This is a genomic window from Candidatus Nitrosopumilus sp. (genome assembly GCF_965223225.1).
In the GTDB taxonomy this organism is placed as follows: Archaea; Thermoproteota; Nitrososphaeria; order Nitrososphaerales; family Nitrosopumilaceae; genus Nitrosopumilus.
On record NZ_CBDCVU010000004.1, the window covers coordinates 591,066 to 607,408 of the forward strand.

General features: G+C 34.0%; 24 protein-coding genes and 1 tRNA gene. 13 read left to right on the top strand and 12 right to left on the bottom strand.

The window, feature by feature from the left end:
- The first annotated feature begins 82 nt into the window (after nucleotides 1-82).
- Nucleotides 83-904: a methyltransferase domain-containing protein gene (locus tag ACOQN3_RS03845; RefSeq protein WP_420545167.1), complete on the top strand. Its 822-nt coding sequence runs from the start codon at nucleotides 83-85 to the stop codon at nucleotides 902-904.
- 7 nt (nucleotides 905-911) lie between these two features.
- Here ACOQN3_RS03845 and ACOQN3_RS03850 read toward each other — a convergent pair whose 3' ends face one another.
- Together ACOQN3_RS03850 and ACOQN3_RS03855 are read right to left on the bottom strand one after the other, a co-directional pair.
- Nucleotides 912-1,259, bottom strand: a complete 348-nt coding sequence (locus ACOQN3_RS03850; RefSeq protein WP_420545168.1) for a DUF488 domain-containing protein — start codon at nucleotides 1,257-1,259, stop codon at nucleotides 912-914.
- A 9-nt stretch (nucleotides 1,260-1,268) separates the two neighbouring features.
- Nucleotides 1,269-1,670 (bottom strand): winged helix-turn-helix transcriptional regulator, encoded by a 402-nt coding sequence (locus ACOQN3_RS03855; RefSeq protein ID WP_420545169.1) that lies wholly within the window; start codon nucleotides 1,668-1,670, stop codon nucleotides 1,269-1,271.
- A 146-nt stretch (nucleotides 1,671-1,816) separates the two neighbouring features.
- Here ACOQN3_RS03855 and ACOQN3_RS03860 point away from each other — a divergent pair, with 146 nt between their 5' ends.
- The 4 genes from ACOQN3_RS03860 (at nucleotide 1,817) to ACOQN3_RS03875 (ending at nucleotide 4,458) form a co-directional block, all read left to right on the top strand.
- Nucleotides 1,817-1,954 carry a hypothetical protein gene (locus tag ACOQN3_RS03860; protein WP_420545170.1) on the top strand — a complete coding sequence of 46 codons (138 nt, stop codon included), beginning with the start codon at nucleotides 1,817-1,819 and terminating at the stop codon, nucleotides 1,952-1,954.
- A gap of 1 nt (nucleotide 1,955) precedes the next feature.
- Complete coding sequence (locus tag ACOQN3_RS03865) at nucleotides 1,956-2,273, top strand: DUF3303 domain-containing protein (protein WP_420545171.1); 318 nt, start codon at nucleotides 1,956-1,958, stop codon at nucleotides 2,271-2,273.
- A 185-nt stretch (nucleotides 2,274-2,458) separates the two neighbouring features.
- Nucleotides 2,459-3,739 carry a dicarboxylate/amino acid:cation symporter gene (locus tag ACOQN3_RS03870; RefSeq protein ID WP_420545172.1) on the top strand — a complete coding sequence of 427 codons (1,281 nt, stop codon included), beginning with the start codon at nucleotides 2,459-2,461 and terminating at the stop codon, nucleotides 3,737-3,739.
- 278 nt (nucleotides 3,740-4,017) lie between these two features.
- Nucleotides 4,018-4,458 (top strand): hypothetical protein, encoded by a 441-nt coding sequence (locus tag ACOQN3_RS03875; RefSeq protein WP_420545173.1) that lies wholly within the window; start codon nucleotides 4,018-4,020, stop codon nucleotides 4,456-4,458.
- Nucleotides 4,459-4,545: 87 nt separating this feature from the next.
- Here the strand turns inward: ACOQN3_RS03875 and ACOQN3_RS03880 are convergent, their stop codons facing one another.
- From ACOQN3_RS03880 to ACOQN3_RS03910, 7 genes are all read right to left on the bottom strand, one after another.
- Nucleotides 4,546-4,743, bottom strand: a complete 198-nt coding sequence (locus ACOQN3_RS03880; RefSeq protein ID WP_420545174.1) for a hypothetical protein — start codon at nucleotides 4,741-4,743, stop codon at nucleotides 4,546-4,548.
- 133 nt (nucleotides 4,744-4,876) lie between these two features.
- Nucleotides 4,877-5,509, bottom strand: coding sequence for a P-loop NTPase fold protein (locus ACOQN3_RS03885; protein ID WP_420546594.1), 633 nt, complete (start codon nucleotides 5,507-5,509; stop codon nucleotides 4,877-4,879).
- A gap of 156 nt (nucleotides 5,510-5,665) precedes the next feature.
- The gene (locus tag ACOQN3_RS03890) at nucleotides 5,666-5,941 is read right to left on the bottom strand and encodes a hypothetical protein (RefSeq protein ID WP_420545175.1); all 276 of its coding nucleotides are present in this window, start codon (nucleotides 5,939-5,941) and stop codon (nucleotides 5,666-5,668) included.
- 130 nt (nucleotides 5,942-6,071) lie between these two features.
- A complete protein-coding gene (locus ACOQN3_RS03895; RefSeq protein WP_420545176.1) occupies nucleotides 6,072-7,403 on the bottom strand; it encodes an NAD(P)/FAD-dependent oxidoreductase in 1,332 nt (443 codons plus the stop codon).
- Nucleotides 7,404-7,713: 310 nt separating this feature from the next.
- Nucleotides 7,714-8,016, bottom strand: a complete 303-nt coding sequence (locus tag ACOQN3_RS03900) for a hypothetical protein (protein WP_420545177.1) — start codon at nucleotides 8,014-8,016, stop codon at nucleotides 7,714-7,716.
- 71 nt (nucleotides 8,017-8,087) lie between these two features.
- Nucleotides 8,088-8,321, bottom strand: coding sequence for a hypothetical protein (locus ACOQN3_RS03905; protein ID WP_420545178.1), 234 nt, complete (start codon nucleotides 8,319-8,321; stop codon nucleotides 8,088-8,090).
- Between the two features lie 115 nt (nucleotides 8,322-8,436).
- Complete coding sequence (locus ACOQN3_RS03910) at nucleotides 8,437-8,589, bottom strand: hypothetical protein (protein ID WP_420545179.1); 153 nt, start codon at nucleotides 8,587-8,589, stop codon at nucleotides 8,437-8,439.
- A 329-nt stretch (nucleotides 8,590-8,918) separates the two neighbouring features.
- Here ACOQN3_RS03910 and ACOQN3_RS03915 point away from each other — a divergent pair.
- From ACOQN3_RS03915 to ACOQN3_RS03930, 4 genes are all read left to right on the top strand, one after another.
- Nucleotides 8,919-8,992, top strand: a tRNA-Pro gene (locus ACOQN3_RS03915).
- A gap of 90 nt (nucleotides 8,993-9,082) precedes the next feature.
- Nucleotides 9,083-9,580 (top strand): pentapeptide repeat-containing protein, encoded by a 498-nt coding sequence (locus ACOQN3_RS03920; RefSeq protein WP_420545180.1) that lies wholly within the window; start codon nucleotides 9,083-9,085, stop codon nucleotides 9,578-9,580.
- A gap of 83 nt (nucleotides 9,581-9,663) precedes the next feature.
- Nucleotides 9,664-9,876, top strand: a complete 213-nt coding sequence (locus ACOQN3_RS03925) for a hypothetical protein (protein ID WP_420545181.1) — start codon at nucleotides 9,664-9,666, stop codon at nucleotides 9,874-9,876.
- Nucleotides 9,877-10,004: 128 nt separating this feature from the next.
- The gene (locus ACOQN3_RS03930) at nucleotides 10,005-10,385 is read left to right on the top strand and encodes a DUF6659 family protein (RefSeq protein WP_420545182.1); all 381 of its coding nucleotides are present in this window, start codon (nucleotides 10,005-10,007) and stop codon (nucleotides 10,383-10,385) included.
- Between the two features lie 39 nt (nucleotides 10,386-10,424).
- On the opposite strand, the gene ACOQN3_RS03935 is transcribed toward ACOQN3_RS03930, so the two are convergent.
- Nucleotides 10,425-10,556: a hypothetical protein gene (locus tag ACOQN3_RS03935; protein ID WP_420545183.1), complete on the bottom strand. Its 132-nt coding sequence runs from the start codon at nucleotides 10,554-10,556 to the stop codon at nucleotides 10,425-10,427.
- 579 nt (nucleotides 10,557-11,135) lie between these two features.
- Between ACOQN3_RS03935 and ACOQN3_RS03940 the strand changes: the two genes are divergently transcribed.
- Together ACOQN3_RS03940 and ACOQN3_RS03945 are read left to right on the top strand one after the other, a co-directional pair.
- Nucleotides 11,136-11,990: an LLM class flavin-dependent oxidoreductase gene (locus ACOQN3_RS03940; protein WP_420545184.1), complete on the top strand. Its 855-nt coding sequence runs from the start codon at nucleotides 11,136-11,138 to the stop codon at nucleotides 11,988-11,990.
- Nucleotides 11,991-12,200: 210 nt separating this feature from the next.
- Nucleotides 12,201-14,318 (top strand): PKD domain-containing protein, encoded by a 2,118-nt coding sequence (locus ACOQN3_RS03945; protein ID WP_420545185.1) that lies wholly within the window; start codon nucleotides 12,201-12,203, stop codon nucleotides 14,316-14,318.
- Nucleotides 14,319-14,412: 94 nt separating this feature from the next.
- On the opposite strand, the gene ACOQN3_RS03950 is transcribed toward ACOQN3_RS03945, so the two are convergent.
- Nucleotides 14,413-14,940, bottom strand: a complete 528-nt coding sequence (locus tag ACOQN3_RS03950; protein WP_420545186.1) for an SHOCT domain-containing protein — start codon at nucleotides 14,938-14,940, stop codon at nucleotides 14,413-14,415.
- 49 nt (nucleotides 14,941-14,989) lie between these two features.
- Complete coding sequence (locus ACOQN3_RS03955) at nucleotides 14,990-15,613, bottom strand: tetratricopeptide repeat protein (protein WP_420545187.1); 624 nt, start codon at nucleotides 15,611-15,613, stop codon at nucleotides 14,990-14,992.
- 228 nt (nucleotides 15,614-15,841) lie between these two features.
- Between ACOQN3_RS03955 and ACOQN3_RS03960 the strand changes: the two genes are divergently transcribed.
- Together ACOQN3_RS03960 and ACOQN3_RS03965 are read left to right on the top strand one after the other, a co-directional pair.
- Nucleotides 15,842-16,072 carry a hypothetical protein gene (locus tag ACOQN3_RS03960; RefSeq protein ID WP_420545188.1) on the top strand — a complete coding sequence of 77 codons (231 nt, stop codon included), beginning with the start codon at nucleotides 15,842-15,844 and terminating at the stop codon, nucleotides 16,070-16,072.
- 38 nt (nucleotides 16,073-16,110) lie between these two features.
- Nucleotides 16,111-16,341 carry a hypothetical protein gene (locus tag ACOQN3_RS03965; protein ID WP_420545189.1) on the top strand — a complete coding sequence of 77 codons (231 nt, stop codon included), beginning with the start codon at nucleotides 16,111-16,113 and terminating at the stop codon, nucleotides 16,339-16,341.
- Nucleotides 16,342-16,343 lie beyond the last annotated feature (2 nt).

The window sequence follows — 16,343 nt, forward strand, 5'->3', positions numbered from 1 at the left end:
AATGGCAAAAAGAAATACGCCAAAATAATTTTAGATTATCTTTATGAAAACATTCATGAGTAATCAATGATCTAATCTCTTCATGTATGATGCGGCAGTTAGTAACCACTATGGGATTAGTGGAATCATGGATTCAATTCTAAACGGTCTTGAAAAAGCAGGTAAGAGTCTGGATTCACTGGTTCCAAGTGATCTTTCCCCTATTGATGAATTTCACACAAGAGGAAAAGAATCTACTATAGAAATTGCAAGCCTTGGCAAGATTCAGTCCCATCATAAGGTATTGGATGTAGGATGTGGCTTGGGTGGTTCTGCACGATACATTGCAAATGAATTTGGTTGCTCTGTAATGGGAGTTGATCTAACTGATGAGTACATTGACGTGGCAAATCGTCTGACAGATCTTGTTAATCTATCAGAGAAAGTATCATTTAAACAGGCAAGTGCATTGGACATTCCTTTTTCTTCAGATAGTTTTGATATTGTATGGACAGAACATACACAGATGAATATTCCAGACAAGAAAAAATTCTATGGTGGATTGAATCGAGTTCTCAAACCTGGTGGAAAACTAGTCTTCCATGATGTCTTTGGCACAGACAAGTTACCATACTACCCAACACCATGGGCAGAATTTGATTCATTGAGTTCATTGTGTACCCAAGAGCAAGCAAAAGATGCAATTGTAAACTCTAACTTCATAATTGAAAAATGGATTGACAAAAGTAAATTGTCTGAGGAATTTTTTAAAGGAATGTTGAAAAAAATTGAAATGTCTGGCCCTCCGCCTTTGGGATTTCATCTGTTGATGGGAAAAACTGCAAAACAAAAATTACTCAATCTAGCACGGAACCTTGAAGAAAACAGATTAGCTATTGTTCAAGGAACTGCAATAAAGGATTGAATTGGAATTAATTGCCTAGTATTTCTTGTAATACTTTGGCATGGATTGGATCAGGTTCTTTTGCTGCATAAAGAAGCGTGATGTTTTTCTTGCCTTGTATCTTTTCTCTAATCTTATTTACAGAATCAGGCTTGCTTGCAAGTTCAATAATGTACTTTTTTTGAAATTGTTTTACTTTTTCTAAATTTTGCAAATACCACTTTCTCAAATCATTGCTTGGAGCAATATCTTTTGACCACAAATCTATCTTAGCCCGCTCTTTTGTGATTCCTCTTGGCCATAATCTGTCTATCAATATCCTGTATCCGTCACTTTCGGAGCCTTCCTCGTAAATCCGTTTAATCTGTATCATCATACTAACATGCTAATGCAATACGGTGACAGGTCGCTTGAAAACCTGCCTGTAGTTTCTCCTTTTTCCGTCTTTGAAGACTGTTTTTGGATAGTGTTTCATTGAAAATGTGGCCATTTGATCAATTATTCCCTGAAGGTCCTCTCCCTTTTTTGTAAGTGTATACTCGATTCGGATTGGAACCTCATCATACACTGTTCTTTGTATAATTCCTGTCTCTTCAAGCTCCTTTAGTCTTAAAGCAAGAGTTTTTGGATTTATGTTCTCAATTGTCCCTAGAAACTCGTTGAACCTGGTTTGATTCCTCATGGCCATATTTCTAACTATGTGGAAAGTGAATTTTTTTCCAATTATTTTAAAGGTATTGTCTACCGGACAATTTTTTATCATATGTTCTAATGTTGCACTGTTCATGACAAAACAAACCAGAATATTCTATTAAAACTTACCTAAGTATAGTAACTAATAAAGAGTAACTTACCATGTGGTAATTAGATGTAGATCACTTCCCTTTCTACTATAAATAAAGTATTGATAGTAACTTACCTTAGGTAAGTGAGATGAGAACAACTAAAACAAACAAAGAAGGAAAAAAATACAAGAAATTTAAAATTTCTAATTCCTATCTTTGTTCCCTATCTCCTGAAATGGTTGTTCTCACTCTTACTGCTTTTGAAAGAAAAGGAGGTGAAACATAATATGGCTTTATTTGGAATATATGGAAGACATGAAATTGATGCTTGCCCAATCAACAACTCTGTGAATCGAGAGATGATGATAAAAATTGGCAAAAGAGACATGAAAGCAGTATGCTCAAACTACAAAATTAACAAGATTATTGGAAGATTTCACTCCGCATTAGAACACACATTTTTGTGGATTGTAGATGCTGAAGATCCTCATCTTATTCAAAAATTGGCAATGGAAGGAGGAGTTGCAAGCTTCAACGAAGTAAAAATTGTACCGCTCATAGAATTTGAGAATGTGGTAAAAATGCTAGAAAAAATGGATAACTAGAGGGAGACGAAAAAACAATCTTTTCTTTTTATTTTCATTTTTTTGATTACTTTTTGATTGTGACTGCCTTTTGATAATTTCTGCCTAATTATGCTCAATTCCTTTTATTGAAGACCTGTGTGGATTCTCCATGTGTAAGATTTTCAGAGAAAATTTTAACATAAAAATGATTTTAAGGAAATAAAATGACGTTCAAGGACTATCTCTTCAAAAATTTGTGGCTCCAGGTTGTAATGTCCCTCCTTATAGGGTTGGGAGTCGGGATAGTCCTGGGTGATGATGCAGGTGTTTCACTTGCAGATGATGATATTGACTTTGTTTCGTCCTATCTTTCAATTCCTGCAAGCATATTTTTGAGTGTGATTCACATGATTATTGTTCCATTAATCTTCTCTTCAATTGTTATTGCGATTACCTCGCTTGGCTCACGTGAAAAACTAAAGACTCTGGGGGTAGGCGTTGGAGTCTATTTTGTAATTACTACTACGATTGCAATAGCCATAGCTGTCATTCTGGTCTCTATTGTATCGCCTGGAAGCCTTCTTGACATAACTCAACTGCAAGAATCATATGATATAGAAGACAAAGAAATGGAAATCAAAGACGGATTTTCATTTGATGATGTACCAAATGCAGTATCAAACATAATTCCTAGAAATCCAATAACGTCGTATCTTGAAGGACAGATGCTAAACATTCTTGTCTTTGCAATGATTGTTGGACTGGCAATGGCGTCTCTTCCAAAAGAATCCGTCAAACCTCTGCTAGATTTATTGGAGTCTATTCAAAAAATCACAATACACATCCTAATGTTTTCCATGAAGATTGTACCGTTTGCAGTATTTGGGTTGATTGTCGGAATGGTAGCCAAAGTAGGAATAGACTCTATGATTGGAATGGGTGCATACATGGGAACCGTCTTTTTGGGACTAGGAGTTATGTTGTTAGTTTATGTATTGTTTTTGAAATTTATTGCAAAGAGATCCATCCTGTCTACATTTACAAAATTCCGCAACCCTCAATCTCTGGCATTCTCCACTGGCAGCTCAATGGCCACAATGCCTGTAACCTTGAAGACTGCAGAAGAGAGCCTAAAGGTAGACCCACGAGTTTCAAAATTTGTAATTCCATTTGGAACTACTGTAAACATGGATGGTACTGCATTATACCAGGTAATTGCTGTGTTCTTTTTGGCGCAATTGTTCTCAATTGAATTAAGTCTGATATCGATATTTGTGATAATAATTACCACTCTTTTGGCCTCTATTGGAACTCCTGCTGTTCCAGGAGCTGGTGTGATTGTATTGTCTACAATACTGGTGACAGTTGGAATTCCTCCAATTGGTATTGTGCTGCTAATTTCTGTGGATCGAATTTTGGATATGACTAGAACTATGGTAAATGTAACCGGAGACCTTACCGCATCATGTGTATTCGATAAAATAACAGCGTCCAAGGCAAACTAGTGATATCGTAAACATCGGTAGTCAATTTTGAAATAATAACCAAGAGAGCATACTATGCTGGTTTTTTTGAAAGAAAAAAATTATCAATAGGGAAAACAAGCGTCAGTGTGATGGGTATGATGGATTTTTTGATAAAACAAACTGATCAGATATCTGCTTCAATGCCTGAATGTGACAATATCAGCACTGATGGACAAGAGGAAGAATGATGTCTACTAATTTCAAAATGATTTTTCCGTTTTAGATATTCAAATATTGCATGATTTTTCTGTCATTCTATGGATAAAACCGATGTCGAATTGTTGTGGGTTTTGCAGCAATCCTCGCCTGATTCACTCTCTTTTGAAGAAATCAAAAAGAAGAACAAAACACTGTTAAAAAGTGACAATTTAGAGGAAAAAATTGAATTGATGCAAAAGGATGGATTAATTGAAATCAATAAAGGCAATCAAAATAATGGAATCCACAAAATTACGAAAAAAGGAATCGATCTGATCTGGAAGGGCGAAACATGGAAGCCAATCTTTAATTTAATCAAACTAGTAGATCCTGAAAAATACACTAGTAATGAGATACGTAGAATCACAAACAAATCCCTGGTAGAATGTGTTACTGATATAGAATATTTGAGAAAAGAACTCAAACTAATAGAAGGACAATCAAAGAGATTCAAATTGTATTTTGTTCTTTCAGAAAAAGGAAGATCCTATGAAAATTAACGAAAATTCAAAATCAATAATCATAATTCATTGAAAATTGTTACTATTGTATTGCAATTTTTATTGAATTTGTTTTTGAAATAATCCTTATTGGCGTCTTTTATTTACTGTCGCTATCTTTTTTTGAGATCTACTCTCTTTTGTTTTAGCTTTTGCCTTGTCTACTTTTCCTTCTTTTTTTATGCTTTTTCCACTTCGTCTGGCAGCTCGCGATGCCTTAGCTCTCATTTTTTGTTCTTCTTTCTGATTCTCTTTTTCTTCTTCTGTTAATTTTGTTCTTACCATACATGATTAAACTGCCTGTTTGTAGATAAATCTGTTCATTTATTTCAAATTAGGTTTTAAGATATTTTAGATCTTGCTCTAAAGTTGTTTTTGGTTGCTATTTTGAATTTAATGTGTTTTACGTTCTTGTTTACTATTGAATCGCTTGTGTGATTGTGTTTAACTTGTTAATCTGTTTTTTGAACTTCTCTTTATCTAAACTTGGTTGGTTCAAAAATTCAACAAAATTTTCTATCCAAATCTGGATTTTTACTTGATATCTTCCAATATCTGGTTCTGTAAACATCACTCGGATTGGGGGTGCAGCTAGTATTTTCTTTATTTCTGATTCTGTAGACATTGTTTTTTCGAGCATTTGAAATACTCTATGTATATTTTCATGAACTATGACCTCAAGCACTGTCCAAAATATGGCCGCACTTTGTGACTCGATTTTTTGCTCTTCTAATTGTGACATTCTAAATGCAGCTAGATTCATCATTCTCTTTATAGCTCGTGGATTTTTTGGTCCGATTTGTATCAAAAGCGATAAAATCTTACTGTTAATCTCTTTGTTTTCACTTTTACCTAGAAGAGATTGGTAGAACTCTTCTAATTGTTCCTCACTTGGTGTTGGCATTCCAATTCTGACCTGGAATATTTTTTGCAAATATGACCTTCCCTCTTCTTCTGATTTTTTATCTGTGCCATATTTTTGATACCATGCTTGCTCTAATCTCTTAAAATCAACTGCTGCAACACAAATGATTTTAGATGTTTTAAAAATTCTTCCTCCTCGATGTCATTACGTTTGTAATTACAGGAAGGAAATACACAATTAAAATTCAACATTTGGGATCTCTCTTGGTTGTTTTTACCTTTTCCTCAAAAATTTCCTGTCGTGATTATTAATTTTTAATCTATAAATCAAAAAATAGAAGAGTCAAATTTTGATTCTTCCTGTACCTTTTCCTGTAGATACGTACAAACCAGTAATTTTTCGTGGTTTTGGTTTTCTCATTTCAGAGAGTTTTATCTTTGATGTTCCCTTGTTACTCATTATCCAGGGATCTCCTGCTCGGCTTAACAATTCCTTTGATTTTTCTTCATTTTGTTTTCCCATAAATTCTGAAGGAAGTACTGGTCTGTCTGTTGTTGATGTTCCCTTGTTGATGCTTGTGCGGACCACAATCGTGTCCTTATAATCAATTCCACTCATACTCTGTATTGGGAAATAATGAAGATATGGTCTTGTTAGCTTGGATTATAATTTATTAGAATCAAATTCACATTCTTTCTTCAAAAATAATTGATTTCCAAATTTATTGTACCAGTTACCAATTTGAAATCTAATTTCTTTTACCAAGGAACTCTGCAATTACTTGTATCAGCAAAAGGGGATGAAACAATATTGTTGGCGGCTTTTTCATGTGCATCATCTGCAAAAATGATTTTGTCGCAAGAGTACTTTTGGGTGCAAGCAACAATACTCTTTGCGCGTGGTTTTGTACCATTCTTGTAATTGTATTAGGTCTTTTTCCTATCGTGGTGGGCCATCTCATGTCCTCACTTGTTCCAAGAACCCACGGCAACGATATGGTCTTTGCAATCTTTTTTTGGAATTTTTTGGCAAAGTCGTTTTCTTTTTTGCCCTCTTTTAGCATGTCTTCTAATGTCTTGGCCGCAAGCGCTGCTGATGTTATTCCTTGTCCATAATATGGATTAAAAACAGATACTGCATCACCCAACACTATAAAATTTTTAGGCCATTTTGACATCTCTTCGTAGTGGTACTTTCTGCTTCCTTGTACTCTGTACCCGTATATTTCAGAGTCAGGCGTTGCATCCTTTAGAGCATCATAAAGTTCTGTACTTTCAAGATTTTGTGTGAATTCCAAAAATCCTTCTTCATCAGTTGGCGGATAGTTTTTTCCTATCCCGTAAAGTCCCACAAGCCATTTTCCATTTTCTATTGGGTAGATTACACCTGTTCTGGGATTTGAAGTCGGGTTGTTAAAAATTGCCAACATCTTCCAATCTCTCTTGGTTTTTGATGTTTTTGAGGAAGGAGATGAAGGAATGAATCTTCTTGTTGCATATCCTACAAAAGAATCTATTTTTGTTTCCCTAGGTTTTGAATATCCAATCTCTTCAAGCCATGAAGGCGTTTTTGTATTTCGTCCCGTACAATCAACTATAAGATCTGCGTTAATCTCTTTGGCTTCTTTTGTTTTCAAACTTAATTTGTTTTTGTCTCTTAGAACATACGAAGTAACCTGTTCATCTTGTCTTATTTTGATTTTTGATTTTTTTTGAATTTGTTCTTTGATTGTATTTTCTAAAAGCATTCGTGTGCATGTAAAGGTGATTATTCCTGAATCAAATCTTGGGGCCCATCCAGTTGGAAGTCTGTATCTACTGTCCTTTAGAAAATCAATCTTATTTGCTCCTTTTTTTATGAGTTCATCTTCAAGATTTGGAAAAAACTCTTCTAGTATCTCTCTTCCCTTGACAAGCAGTAGGTGAACATGATTTGCCTGAGGTACTCCATTTCTAACGGTGTTGTCATCTGTGTATCTGTCTTTTTCAATCAAAATAACCTCTTCAAAATATTTTGATAATACATGTGATGCAAGAAATCCTGCAATACTTCCACCAATTACTACTGCCTTTTTTGGCATACCCCATAACTTTGATGATTGTATTTTTGGATTTTGATTAAATTTGACATCACATGCAGGTAAATGAAGCGTCTACTAGGAACCAAAACCTTGTATTCTGATCTTGATTGATTTTGTTTTTAACTTAATTTTGATATCTTTTTTTATCTACCAATCATGTATGATACAAACAAGATTACAGAAACTATCACAGATCCTCCTACAATCAATGCTAATTCTTTTTTTGAGAATATTCCTGCCTGAAAGGTCACATCGTCTGTAAATTAACTAGATATTTACTCATTTCTACAAACAAAAAGAAAAAACCAACTCACAATTCATTTTTGGAATCTATTGCCTTGACTATTCCATCATGTAATTCATATTCTATTTTCAGATTCTTTTCTATTCGTCTCATTGTCTCCAAAATTATCTGCTGATCATTACCTGAATCAAGATTTTTCATCTCTGATTCTGTTATTTTTTTATGCTCTTCAAGTTTTTTTATCCTCTTATTATTTACCAAAAGTTGCTTGTCTAACAGATCTAAATCTTCTTCACATGTCTTACAAATGGATTCTCTTTTTGTCCTTATCTGAGTTTCTAAATTGCATCTTTTACATGTAAAGAACAACTAAAATAATTGTTCAAACTTTAAACTTAAACATATTGAAATTTTGCATTTAGATAAAATTTCTCAAAAACTTAGTTTACGCCTTTTCTTCTCACTAGTTTTTCAGATGGGAAATTTGATGTTTCTTCAAATTCTTTTAATTTTCTTTCTGCTTCTTGTCTCTCCTGATCTGTCTGCTCACGTACGATAAAGTCTTTCTCATCTACAAAGTTCTTACATTTTTCACATAGCCAAAGTGATATGTTTTCCTTTTCCTGAAAAATAGGCACTCGTCTACCTTTGCATTGTTTGCAAAATAGTGGCATATATTTTCTGTAATTGGTTATAACTTAAGGGTATTGATGGCAAATTCTATTTCAAAATTCATTTAATATGATTTATCGACTAATGGTTTTTAGAATTTTTCACGTCAATGATGAATTAGCGTTCCCAACATTTCATTTGAATTTCATATGCTGTGTTTTGAAAAAATTCTACATCACAGTATGGTATTCCCATAGGCAATGGCACTACAAATAATACCAAAATTATTCCTGAAATAATTATCCCAAAGACTATCAATGGGCTTGCCATGTATTCTGTAAGATTTGGACTTATTTAATGGAACCTTTTTACTATTACAAGTTAATTTTTTGTTCTGCCTGAAATTCACACTTGAATTAAAATACTTTCTCTATACTGTTTCGTCGTTCTCTGCTCTCCAACAATTTGGAATCTATCTCCTATAACATTTCATATTATCTTCAACCTGAATCCTCATCATGTGTCACTACCAGTATCTTCTTTGAAGATTGCTTTTTGAATGCATTGTTAGGTTGATCACAAATGAATTCCTTTATCTTTTGTTGTTCGTTGTATTTCCTAGACTAAGATAAAATATTTGGTTTTTTTGTTTTTTTTCAGGGGATATAGGTTAGTTTGGTATACTGCCAGTCTCGGGTGCTGGAGATCATGGGTTCAACTCCCATTATCCCCATAAATTCAAATGTTGTAAAAATCATTTAAACCAAATTTTCTATTTTTCTTCCATCTAAATTCAAATGTACTAAAATACAATTACTATCAGATGAATCCCTCAGACGTATTTAGAAAACGAAATCTTACCAAAGTAAATTTTGACTATGAGGACCTAATTGGTAAGGATTTTTCTGATTCAAACATGTGTGGGGTTAATCTAAAAAATAGGGACATTCACCACGCAAATCTGAGCTGTACAAACTTGATAGGATCTGATCTTAGCGGCACTATCTTATTTTACGTCAAATTACGTGGCTCTGATCTGCAAAATGCAAATCTGTCCCAGGCAAAACTATGGGATACTGAATTGTATGGGGCTGACTTGACAGGAGTGAATCTTTCAGGAGCAGACTTGTTTTATGCCGATTTGAGAAACTCTGATCTAAGCAATGCAAACCTTTCAGGAACAAATCTCAGACACACAAACCTAGAAGGTGCAATTCTTGATTCTGTAGATTTTGCTGGATGTAATTATGATGTAGATACCCTTAATTCTCTGTCTAAAGTTTTTCAGGCTAACCTAAAAAAATATGGAAACTTGTGGTAACCGTCATCTCAATTTTCTACTATTGATGTTTTACTTTTTATCAATATCAATATGCTTAAGTTCGGAGTTATTTGTTCAAATTTGTGGATATTTATTCTAGAAAAATTCCAATGGTTCTGATCTTTGCATTAGTTGGCATACTCTTACTCCAGTTTGTTACCAACAATAACGATGGTGCAACTTTGATTGATTCTCAAACCTGTGAGTTGTATGTTGAAGATGCAGCAATTAATGCCAAAAAATATCTGGGAGAATACGATGAGAAATGTCTAGAATTTAAAAGTCTCAACCCTTGATTTGTCACATTTTTTAAACATCTCTATGATTCTTAAAAAAAATTGCATAGTTTTTCTTTTGCATGAATTGATGAAACTAGATTATTGATTTACATCTTTTAATATCTCCATATCTATTGTACCTTGTCTTGACTGAAAATATTGAAGCTCTTGAAAAAGCCTGTAAACAAGTTCTACAAATACCGAAAATTAGATCTACAGGCGTCTTAAACAAGATGGGTCGCAGAGTTGCAGGCGGCTTTAAGGAAGGTGTAACGTCTTATCTCCAAGACAAAGAAAACGAAATGATGTATGTGCAGCTTACACTGGAATATCTGATGAGAAAAGATTTCGATGAGGGATTGGGAGCAATGGATTACATTGCATCTAGGAGGGCCAAAGTCACAATGATTAGTATTCCTACAAAAGATTACCTAATCTTGATTTCAGGAGAACGAGATCTTAATGTAGAAGATATAATCAGACGAGTAAATTCTGCGTTTACTAGCCTGCCGGATATCAGGCCATAATTCTCAAACTAATAAAAAATTTTCAGCATGTTTTGACATCTAACTCATAAAGTATGCTTCTTCATGCTGTTTGCACATTTTTTCTAATTCTGCAGTTTGGTCCCTTATTGTACATCCACATGACAATAATACTGTCTTATTCCTTTCAGATTTAGCATGTACTATTTCCATTAAATTATGTAGTATCTACTAGTATTAAAGATCGCTGGTTTGGATTTTAAAAGAATATTCAAATTTTGAGTAAGTTGCTTAATTTATGAATTATTGTATTTCTTATGGTATGAATTTTCAATTCAACTGCCTCTCTCTTGAATGTTCAAGCTAGATTTATGAAAATTTAATGATATTTTGTTATTGAATTTTCTTATTTTTTGGAACTAATTTTTGGATTGTTTTTATGATGGTTTTATTTTCTAAAATTTATTGGGTAAAAAAATGGATTGTCAATGTACTAATTGTTCATGTAAGCAAAATTTTGAGCTTGTTGAGACTGAAGAATTGTTAAACCTAATACAACATGGAAGACTAACTCAAGAGCAAATTGCTTTTCTGAACTCTAGAGTTGGAAGTAAATTGTGTAAGCAATGTTTTGTTGGAAATCATAAGAAAATTTAGTTTCAAAATTTGCTGAATCTTATTTTTGTTATTTGTGGTGACATGATATTCAAAAATTCACACTCTCATTTCGTTTCATTTTTTTAATTTCATTAAAATAAAAAACATAAACATTACTTGATAGCATGATTGATTATGAAAATTGGAGTATCGCTTTCAAACTATGGAATACTTGCTTCAAGAGAATTCTTAAAAGAAGCTGCAATTGAAATTGAAAATCAACAACTAGATTCTATCTGGTTGTCTGATCATATTATTGTTCCAAAGAACAATGATCCTTGGACTCGCGTTTTTGAGAGTGTTGCAACTCTGGGATTTTTATCTTCAATTACTGAAAAAGCTCAATTGGGCTCTTCAATTTTGTTAGTCCCATTAAGAAATCCATTTGTTTTGGCAAAACAAATTGCAACTCTGGATTCGTTATCCAATGGCCGAATAATCTTTGGTGTTGGAATTGGTTGGAACAAAAAAGAATTTGATTTACTTGGATATGGTTTTGAGAACAGAACAAAGTCCATTGTTGAGAACATTAAGATCATAAAAGAAATGTGGGCTGGTCATTATTCAAAACAAGGCTTTTCTTGTGAACCTATGCCCGCTTCTCCTAATGGTCCGCCAATTCTTGTAGGAGGACAATCAGATGGTGCTTTAAGACGAGTTTCTTCTATAGGTGATGGATGGCATCCTGTAGGAATTTCGACTGATCAATATGAATTAGGAATGCAAAAAATTCAACAATTCTGCAGCAAAGATTATCTCTGGACTTTACGAATAAATTTTGTAGCCGACAAACAAGCTGAATCCATCTATACTGGAGCAGATGGGAGTCCTCGTTTGAGATTAACTGGTAATATTGATGAGCTCATCTCAAAAATTCACAAGTACCAAGAAATTGGGCTTGATCACCTTGTTTGTGACATAGGAGTAGATTCCAAGTCTGAATACGCTGAACAGATCCAAATACTTGGAAAAATAAAGAGTTCATTTTAATTTCCTAAATCATCTTGTAGACTTTGTTATATTTTAGACAAATTCAAAATGTAATTGGGCTTTCTGATCATAATTTGTTTATTTGATTCGTCTTTTCTTCAATCTGATCTCAAAAGTTCGATCATTTGCTGATCTCGCGATTTTTGAGATCAAAAATATTGGAAGATTGACAGTAGAACAACTAAAATACCTCTTGTTTTTAGTACTCGCGTGAACGTTAAGTTAATGCTTGCATTGTTTGTATTTGCATCTATTCTTACTGTTGGTTCACTTGGTTCTTCTTTTGCCGAATCTACTGTTGACGTAGACGAACAAAGAACTATCGTACTTATCGGAACTGGTGTGGATCCAGATAATGACGATCTTACCTATCTTTGGGAACAAACTGGAGGTGAATCTGTAGACCTTTCAGCTTATGATGTTGCCGAACCAACATTTCTATCTCCTCTAGTAGACAATGGTGAAACAAAGACATTGTCATTTACTTTAACTGTCTCTGATCCATTTGGAGGATCAAGTCAGGAATCAATTAACATTGTAGTACACCCAATTAATCATGACCCTATCGCCAAGGCTGGCAAAGATAAACTAATTTTCCCTTCTGTCAATGCTGTAACTGTTTTTGCAACTGGTTATGATATTGATGGTGATATTTTGTCATTCTCATGGAAGCAACTTGCAGGTCAGCCTGTTGATATTGCAAATCTGAATGCAAAACATCTTACCGTGGAGCGATATCAATTGGACTTTAATGATATGACTCCTTTGACTTTTGAGGTTACCGTAGATGATGGATTTGGCGGTACTGATTCAGACACCGTGGATATCTTTTTGGCTGAATTTTCCGCCAACAACCCATCAATTGCAGTTGATGCTGGCCCAATTCAGATTGTAAATGAAGGCTCTGATGTTACTTTGCATGGAAGCGGTTGGGAAATCAATAATTCTCCTATCTCATTCTCTTGGATTCAACACTTGGGTCCAAAAGTAAGTTTGTCATCTACTGTGATTCCTACTCCTGACTTTACAGCACCATACATAGATGGTGAAGAGGCAGTAGTTCTGTCATTTGTATTGACAGGTTATGTTCCTGGAAGTGGATTTGCACAAGATACTGCTATTGTCAAAGTATTGCCAGTAAACAATCCTCCAATTGCAGATGCAGGACCTGATCAAAGTGTTCGCGAATCTTCCCAAGTCAAATTAATTGGAACTGTTTCTGATCCTGATGGCGACAGAGTAAATCATGCTTGGAACCAAATTGCAGGACCTGCTGTACAATATAACACATTTTTGACTGAACTTACATTTACTGCACCTCCATTAGCTTCTGATGAAACTGCAAACTTGGAATTTGAATTAATGGCAAGAGATTCATTTGGTTTAACTAGTTATGATGCAGTCTCAGTTCTTGTTTCTGCAACAAACAGCCCTCCAACTGCTCACGCTGGTCCTGATCAAATTGTAGTTGAAAACACAAATGTAAGATTGGTAGGAACTGGATTTGATGTTGATAATGACCCATTAACTTATTCTTGGAAACAAATCAACGGCAAAGCAATGGACGTTAATGTATCTGACAACGCATTGACGTTTACTGCTCCAAACACTGTTAATAACAGACCATCTTCAATGTTATTTGAATTCAAAGTATCTGATTCCTTTGGTGGCTCAGATACCGATGTAGTCAAAGTCACAATCGTTCCGGCAAATGGCAAACCATCTGCTAATGCTGGTGATGATCTTGATGTTGATGAGAATACCGTGGTTATATTGTCCTGTGTAGGACAAGATCCTGATGGTGATATATTGACTTACTCTTGGAGCCAAATTTCAGGCCCATCAATAGTTATTGATAATCCAAATAACACAATGATTACATTTACTGCTCCATCTGTAGTTGATACCACTCTGATTCAATTCAAATGTACTGTATCTGATGGTGAATTCTCTGCTTCTGATACTGTGGGTGTAACAGTTTACAATACACTAACTTTGGACATTGTAGCAGATGCAGGTGATGATAGAATTGTCAACGAGAACCGTAACCTATCTCTTGATGGTAGCGGAAGTTTCGACCCTGAGAATCAACCATTGCAATATTCATGGGTTCAATTGTCTGGAGAATCTGTGTCACTTGATGACTCTTCAAGTATCACTCCATCCTTTAGAACTCCATCTGTAATTAATGGTCAAATCAAAATATTGGAATTTGAATTGACTGTGTTTGATTCTAATGGTCGTTCTGACATGGATACAGTAGTTATCACTGTAGACCCAGTTAACGCACCTCCAGAAGTTGAAGTCACAGCAAAACAACTGTCTTAAACAAAAGATAATTTCTTTTTTTAAAATCTACTAATTTTTACTGATTTATTTTAATTGTAAATGATATTCTGATTATTTGATATTGTGAGAATATCTATATTTTTGAAAGTATCTTCTTTTTCTTTTCTTGAAATTCTTTATTTGTGATAATTCCTGCCTTGCGCAGTTCTCCTAGTTTTTCCAACAAGTCTAATTCTTTTTGTGTTGATGCCCCTAATTTTTTTCCTACATTGACACTGCCTTGTATTCCTGTTTTTGCACCTTTTCTTAATTTGGTTTTCAGTGCACTACTTTTAGTGATAATTTTTTCACTTATTTGATATCCTTTCTTTTTTGCTTGTTTGATTACTTCTTCGGATTTTTGTCTTGTAACATCATCAACTAATTTGTGCTTTTTTGCCATCTGCCCTAATTCTTGTGTTTTTTTACGTGCAAGACGTGTTTGCAATTTCAAATCTTTTATTATCTCGTCTTTTGTTTTCTTTTTGAATCGTCTGGTATATTCTTCAATAACTAAAATTGGAAATGGACTATATTCTACATCTAGATAGTATTTTATTATAATATCATCGGAAAGGGTCTTCAAGTATTCCTTTATTGATTTTTCAGATTTTAATTCCATGATTATTTTCCTACTTTAGGTCATAAAAAGATTAGATTTGGGGCATTTGTTACAAATTATTCATTTTTTTCATTGCCTCTGCAGATCTCTTGAAGAATTCTTCAGAACTGTTTTTCCATATGTTTTGCCAATAATCGCTAAATGCATTTGGTGTAACAAACCTAGAGTTTTTCCATACATTCTCCCAGCTTTTAATGTACCAATCATATGGATTATTCTTGCCAGCGATATCCCATGTTTCTGCCCATAAATCATTGAATTTTTCCAACATTTCTGAATCTCCCAGAATGTTTAACCCTTCTTGAATTTTATTTGATTTTACAAGAGATGATGCTTTGTTGTATACTGCTGTAGTGTTTTGAGGTTTTATCTTCAGGACTTTGTCATTGCAACTTATTGAAATTTCATACTCTTTCAAGTAGTGATGTGCAAGTCCTTTGTTTAACAGAGCAATAAGGTTTGATTCTTCTTGAGATAAAACTTTGTTATAACTATCTATAGCTTGTACATATCTTCCAGTCATTCCTAATATGTGCCCTTTTTTTATCAGTGCCTCGATATTTTGTGGTTCATTTTTGAGGATTATTTCATAAATCTCTAATGCCTCTTTTGGATTTCCAAGGTTCAAGAATTTTTGTCCTTTTTGTAATAGCAGATTTGACGACTCTTCCATGATTCTCTGTTAGGGAAAGATATTATGAAATTTTTGATATGACAAGTATTCCTGGGATTGATGATTTATTCTCATCAAACCCACGAAGTGTTAGGTGCTTTGTCTTGCAAAATTTCTATTTAACATTAATGGACGATTCCTTCTGGGTTGATTATAGTTTGATGTGATTGCTAGCCGTTTACATCTGAATCTGCTAGTTATTTATTCAGGTACCATTTACAATTAGTTATGGGGTTACTTTATACAAAATTTTATCTAGATTTTGAAGACAGTGACTGGAAACAACTCTCAAATGATCCTATAGTTTTTCAGAGCAAAAAAGATGAAGTGGTTTTAGATATTGAAGATACTTCTCACAAATCATACAAACTTACCTTCAAAAATGGAGGTAAAATCAAACTATTTCGGGTAACGGGAAAATTTCGACTTACTTGGGATGATGATGATGTTATAGAGTGACTGCATCAAATAATAATGGGTTTTTGAAATTATCTTTCATGTCTCTAGAAGATCAAGTCAGATTAATTTTGAAGGATTTTGATACAGTTTCCTCCGAAAAAATTCTAGAATCATTAGATTTGATAAAACCAGAATTCAAAAGTCAACTGACCTCTGAATATGTAGATGGAAAAATACAGAAAATCCGAGAATTATCTGATGAATCAGAAAAGAAAAAACAATGCAAAGCATTGATTCCTTACTTTGATTGGTATGTCCAAGGACTCTGAAG

Bases quoted from the DNA above. Each gene is read 5' to 3' on its own strand.
- ACOQN3_RS03845 (WP_420545167.1), top strand. From the start codon at position 83: ATGTATGATGCGGCAGTTAGTAACCACTATGGGATTAGTGGAATCATG.
- ACOQN3_RS03850 (WP_420545168.1), bottom strand. From the start codon at position 1,259: ATGATGATACAGATTAAACGGATTTACGAGGAAGGCTCCGAAAGTGAC.
- ACOQN3_RS03855 (WP_420545169.1), bottom strand. From the start codon at position 1,670: ATGAACAGTGCAACATTAGAACATATGATAAAAAATTGTCCGGTAGAC.
- ACOQN3_RS03860 (WP_420545170.1), top strand. From the start codon at position 1,817: ATGAGAACAACTAAAACAAACAAAGAAGGAAAAAAATACAAGAAATTT.
- ACOQN3_RS03865 (WP_420545171.1), top strand. From the start codon at position 1,956: ATGGCTTTATTTGGAATATATGGAAGACATGAAATTGATGCTTGCCCA.
- ACOQN3_RS03870 (WP_420545172.1), top strand. From the start codon at position 2,459: ATGACGTTCAAGGACTATCTCTTCAAAAATTTGTGGCTCCAGGTTGTA.
- ACOQN3_RS03875 (WP_420545173.1), top strand. From the start codon at position 4,018: ATGGATAAAACCGATGTCGAATTGTTGTGGGTTTTGCAGCAATCCTCG.
- ACOQN3_RS03880 (WP_420545174.1), bottom strand. From the start codon at position 4,743: ATGGTAAGAACAAAATTAACAGAAGAAGAAAAAGAGAATCAGAAAGAA.
- ACOQN3_RS03890 (WP_420545175.1), bottom strand. From the start codon at position 5,941: ATGAGTGGAATTGATTATAAGGACACGATTGTGGTCCGCACAAGCATC.
- ACOQN3_RS03895 (WP_420545176.1), bottom strand. From the start codon at position 7,403: ATGCCAAAAAAGGCAGTAGTAATTGGTGGAAGTATTGCAGGATTTCTT.
- ACOQN3_RS03905 (WP_420545178.1), bottom strand. From the start codon at position 8,321: ATGCCACTATTTTGCAAACAATGCAAAGGTAGACGAGTGCCTATTTTT.
- ACOQN3_RS03910 (WP_420545179.1), bottom strand. From the start codon at position 8,589: ATGGCAAGCCCATTGATAGTCTTTGGGATAATTATTTCAGGAATAATT.
- ACOQN3_RS03920 (WP_420545180.1), top strand. From the start codon at position 9,083: ATGAATCCCTCAGACGTATTTAGAAAACGAAATCTTACCAAAGTAAAT.
- ACOQN3_RS03935 (WP_420545183.1), bottom strand. From the start codon at position 10,556: ATGGAAATAGTACATGCTAAATCTGAAAGGAATAAGACAGTATTATTG.
- ACOQN3_RS03940 (WP_420545184.1), top strand. From the start codon at position 11,136: ATGAAAATTGGAGTATCGCTTTCAAACTATGGAATACTTGCTTCAAGA.
- ACOQN3_RS03950 (WP_420545186.1), bottom strand. From the start codon at position 14,940: ATGGAATTAAAATCTGAAAAATCAATAAAGGAATACTTGAAGACCCTT.
- ACOQN3_RS03955 (WP_420545187.1), bottom strand. From the start codon at position 15,613: ATGGAAGAGTCGTCAAATCTGCTATTACAAAAAGGACAAAAATTCTTG.
- ACOQN3_RS03960 (WP_420545188.1), top strand. From the start codon at position 15,842: ATGGGGTTACTTTATACAAAATTTTATCTAGATTTTGAAGACAGTGAC.
- ACOQN3_RS03965 (WP_420545189.1), top strand. From the start codon at position 16,111: ATGTCTCTAGAAGATCAAGTCAGATTAATTTTGAAGGATTTTGATACA.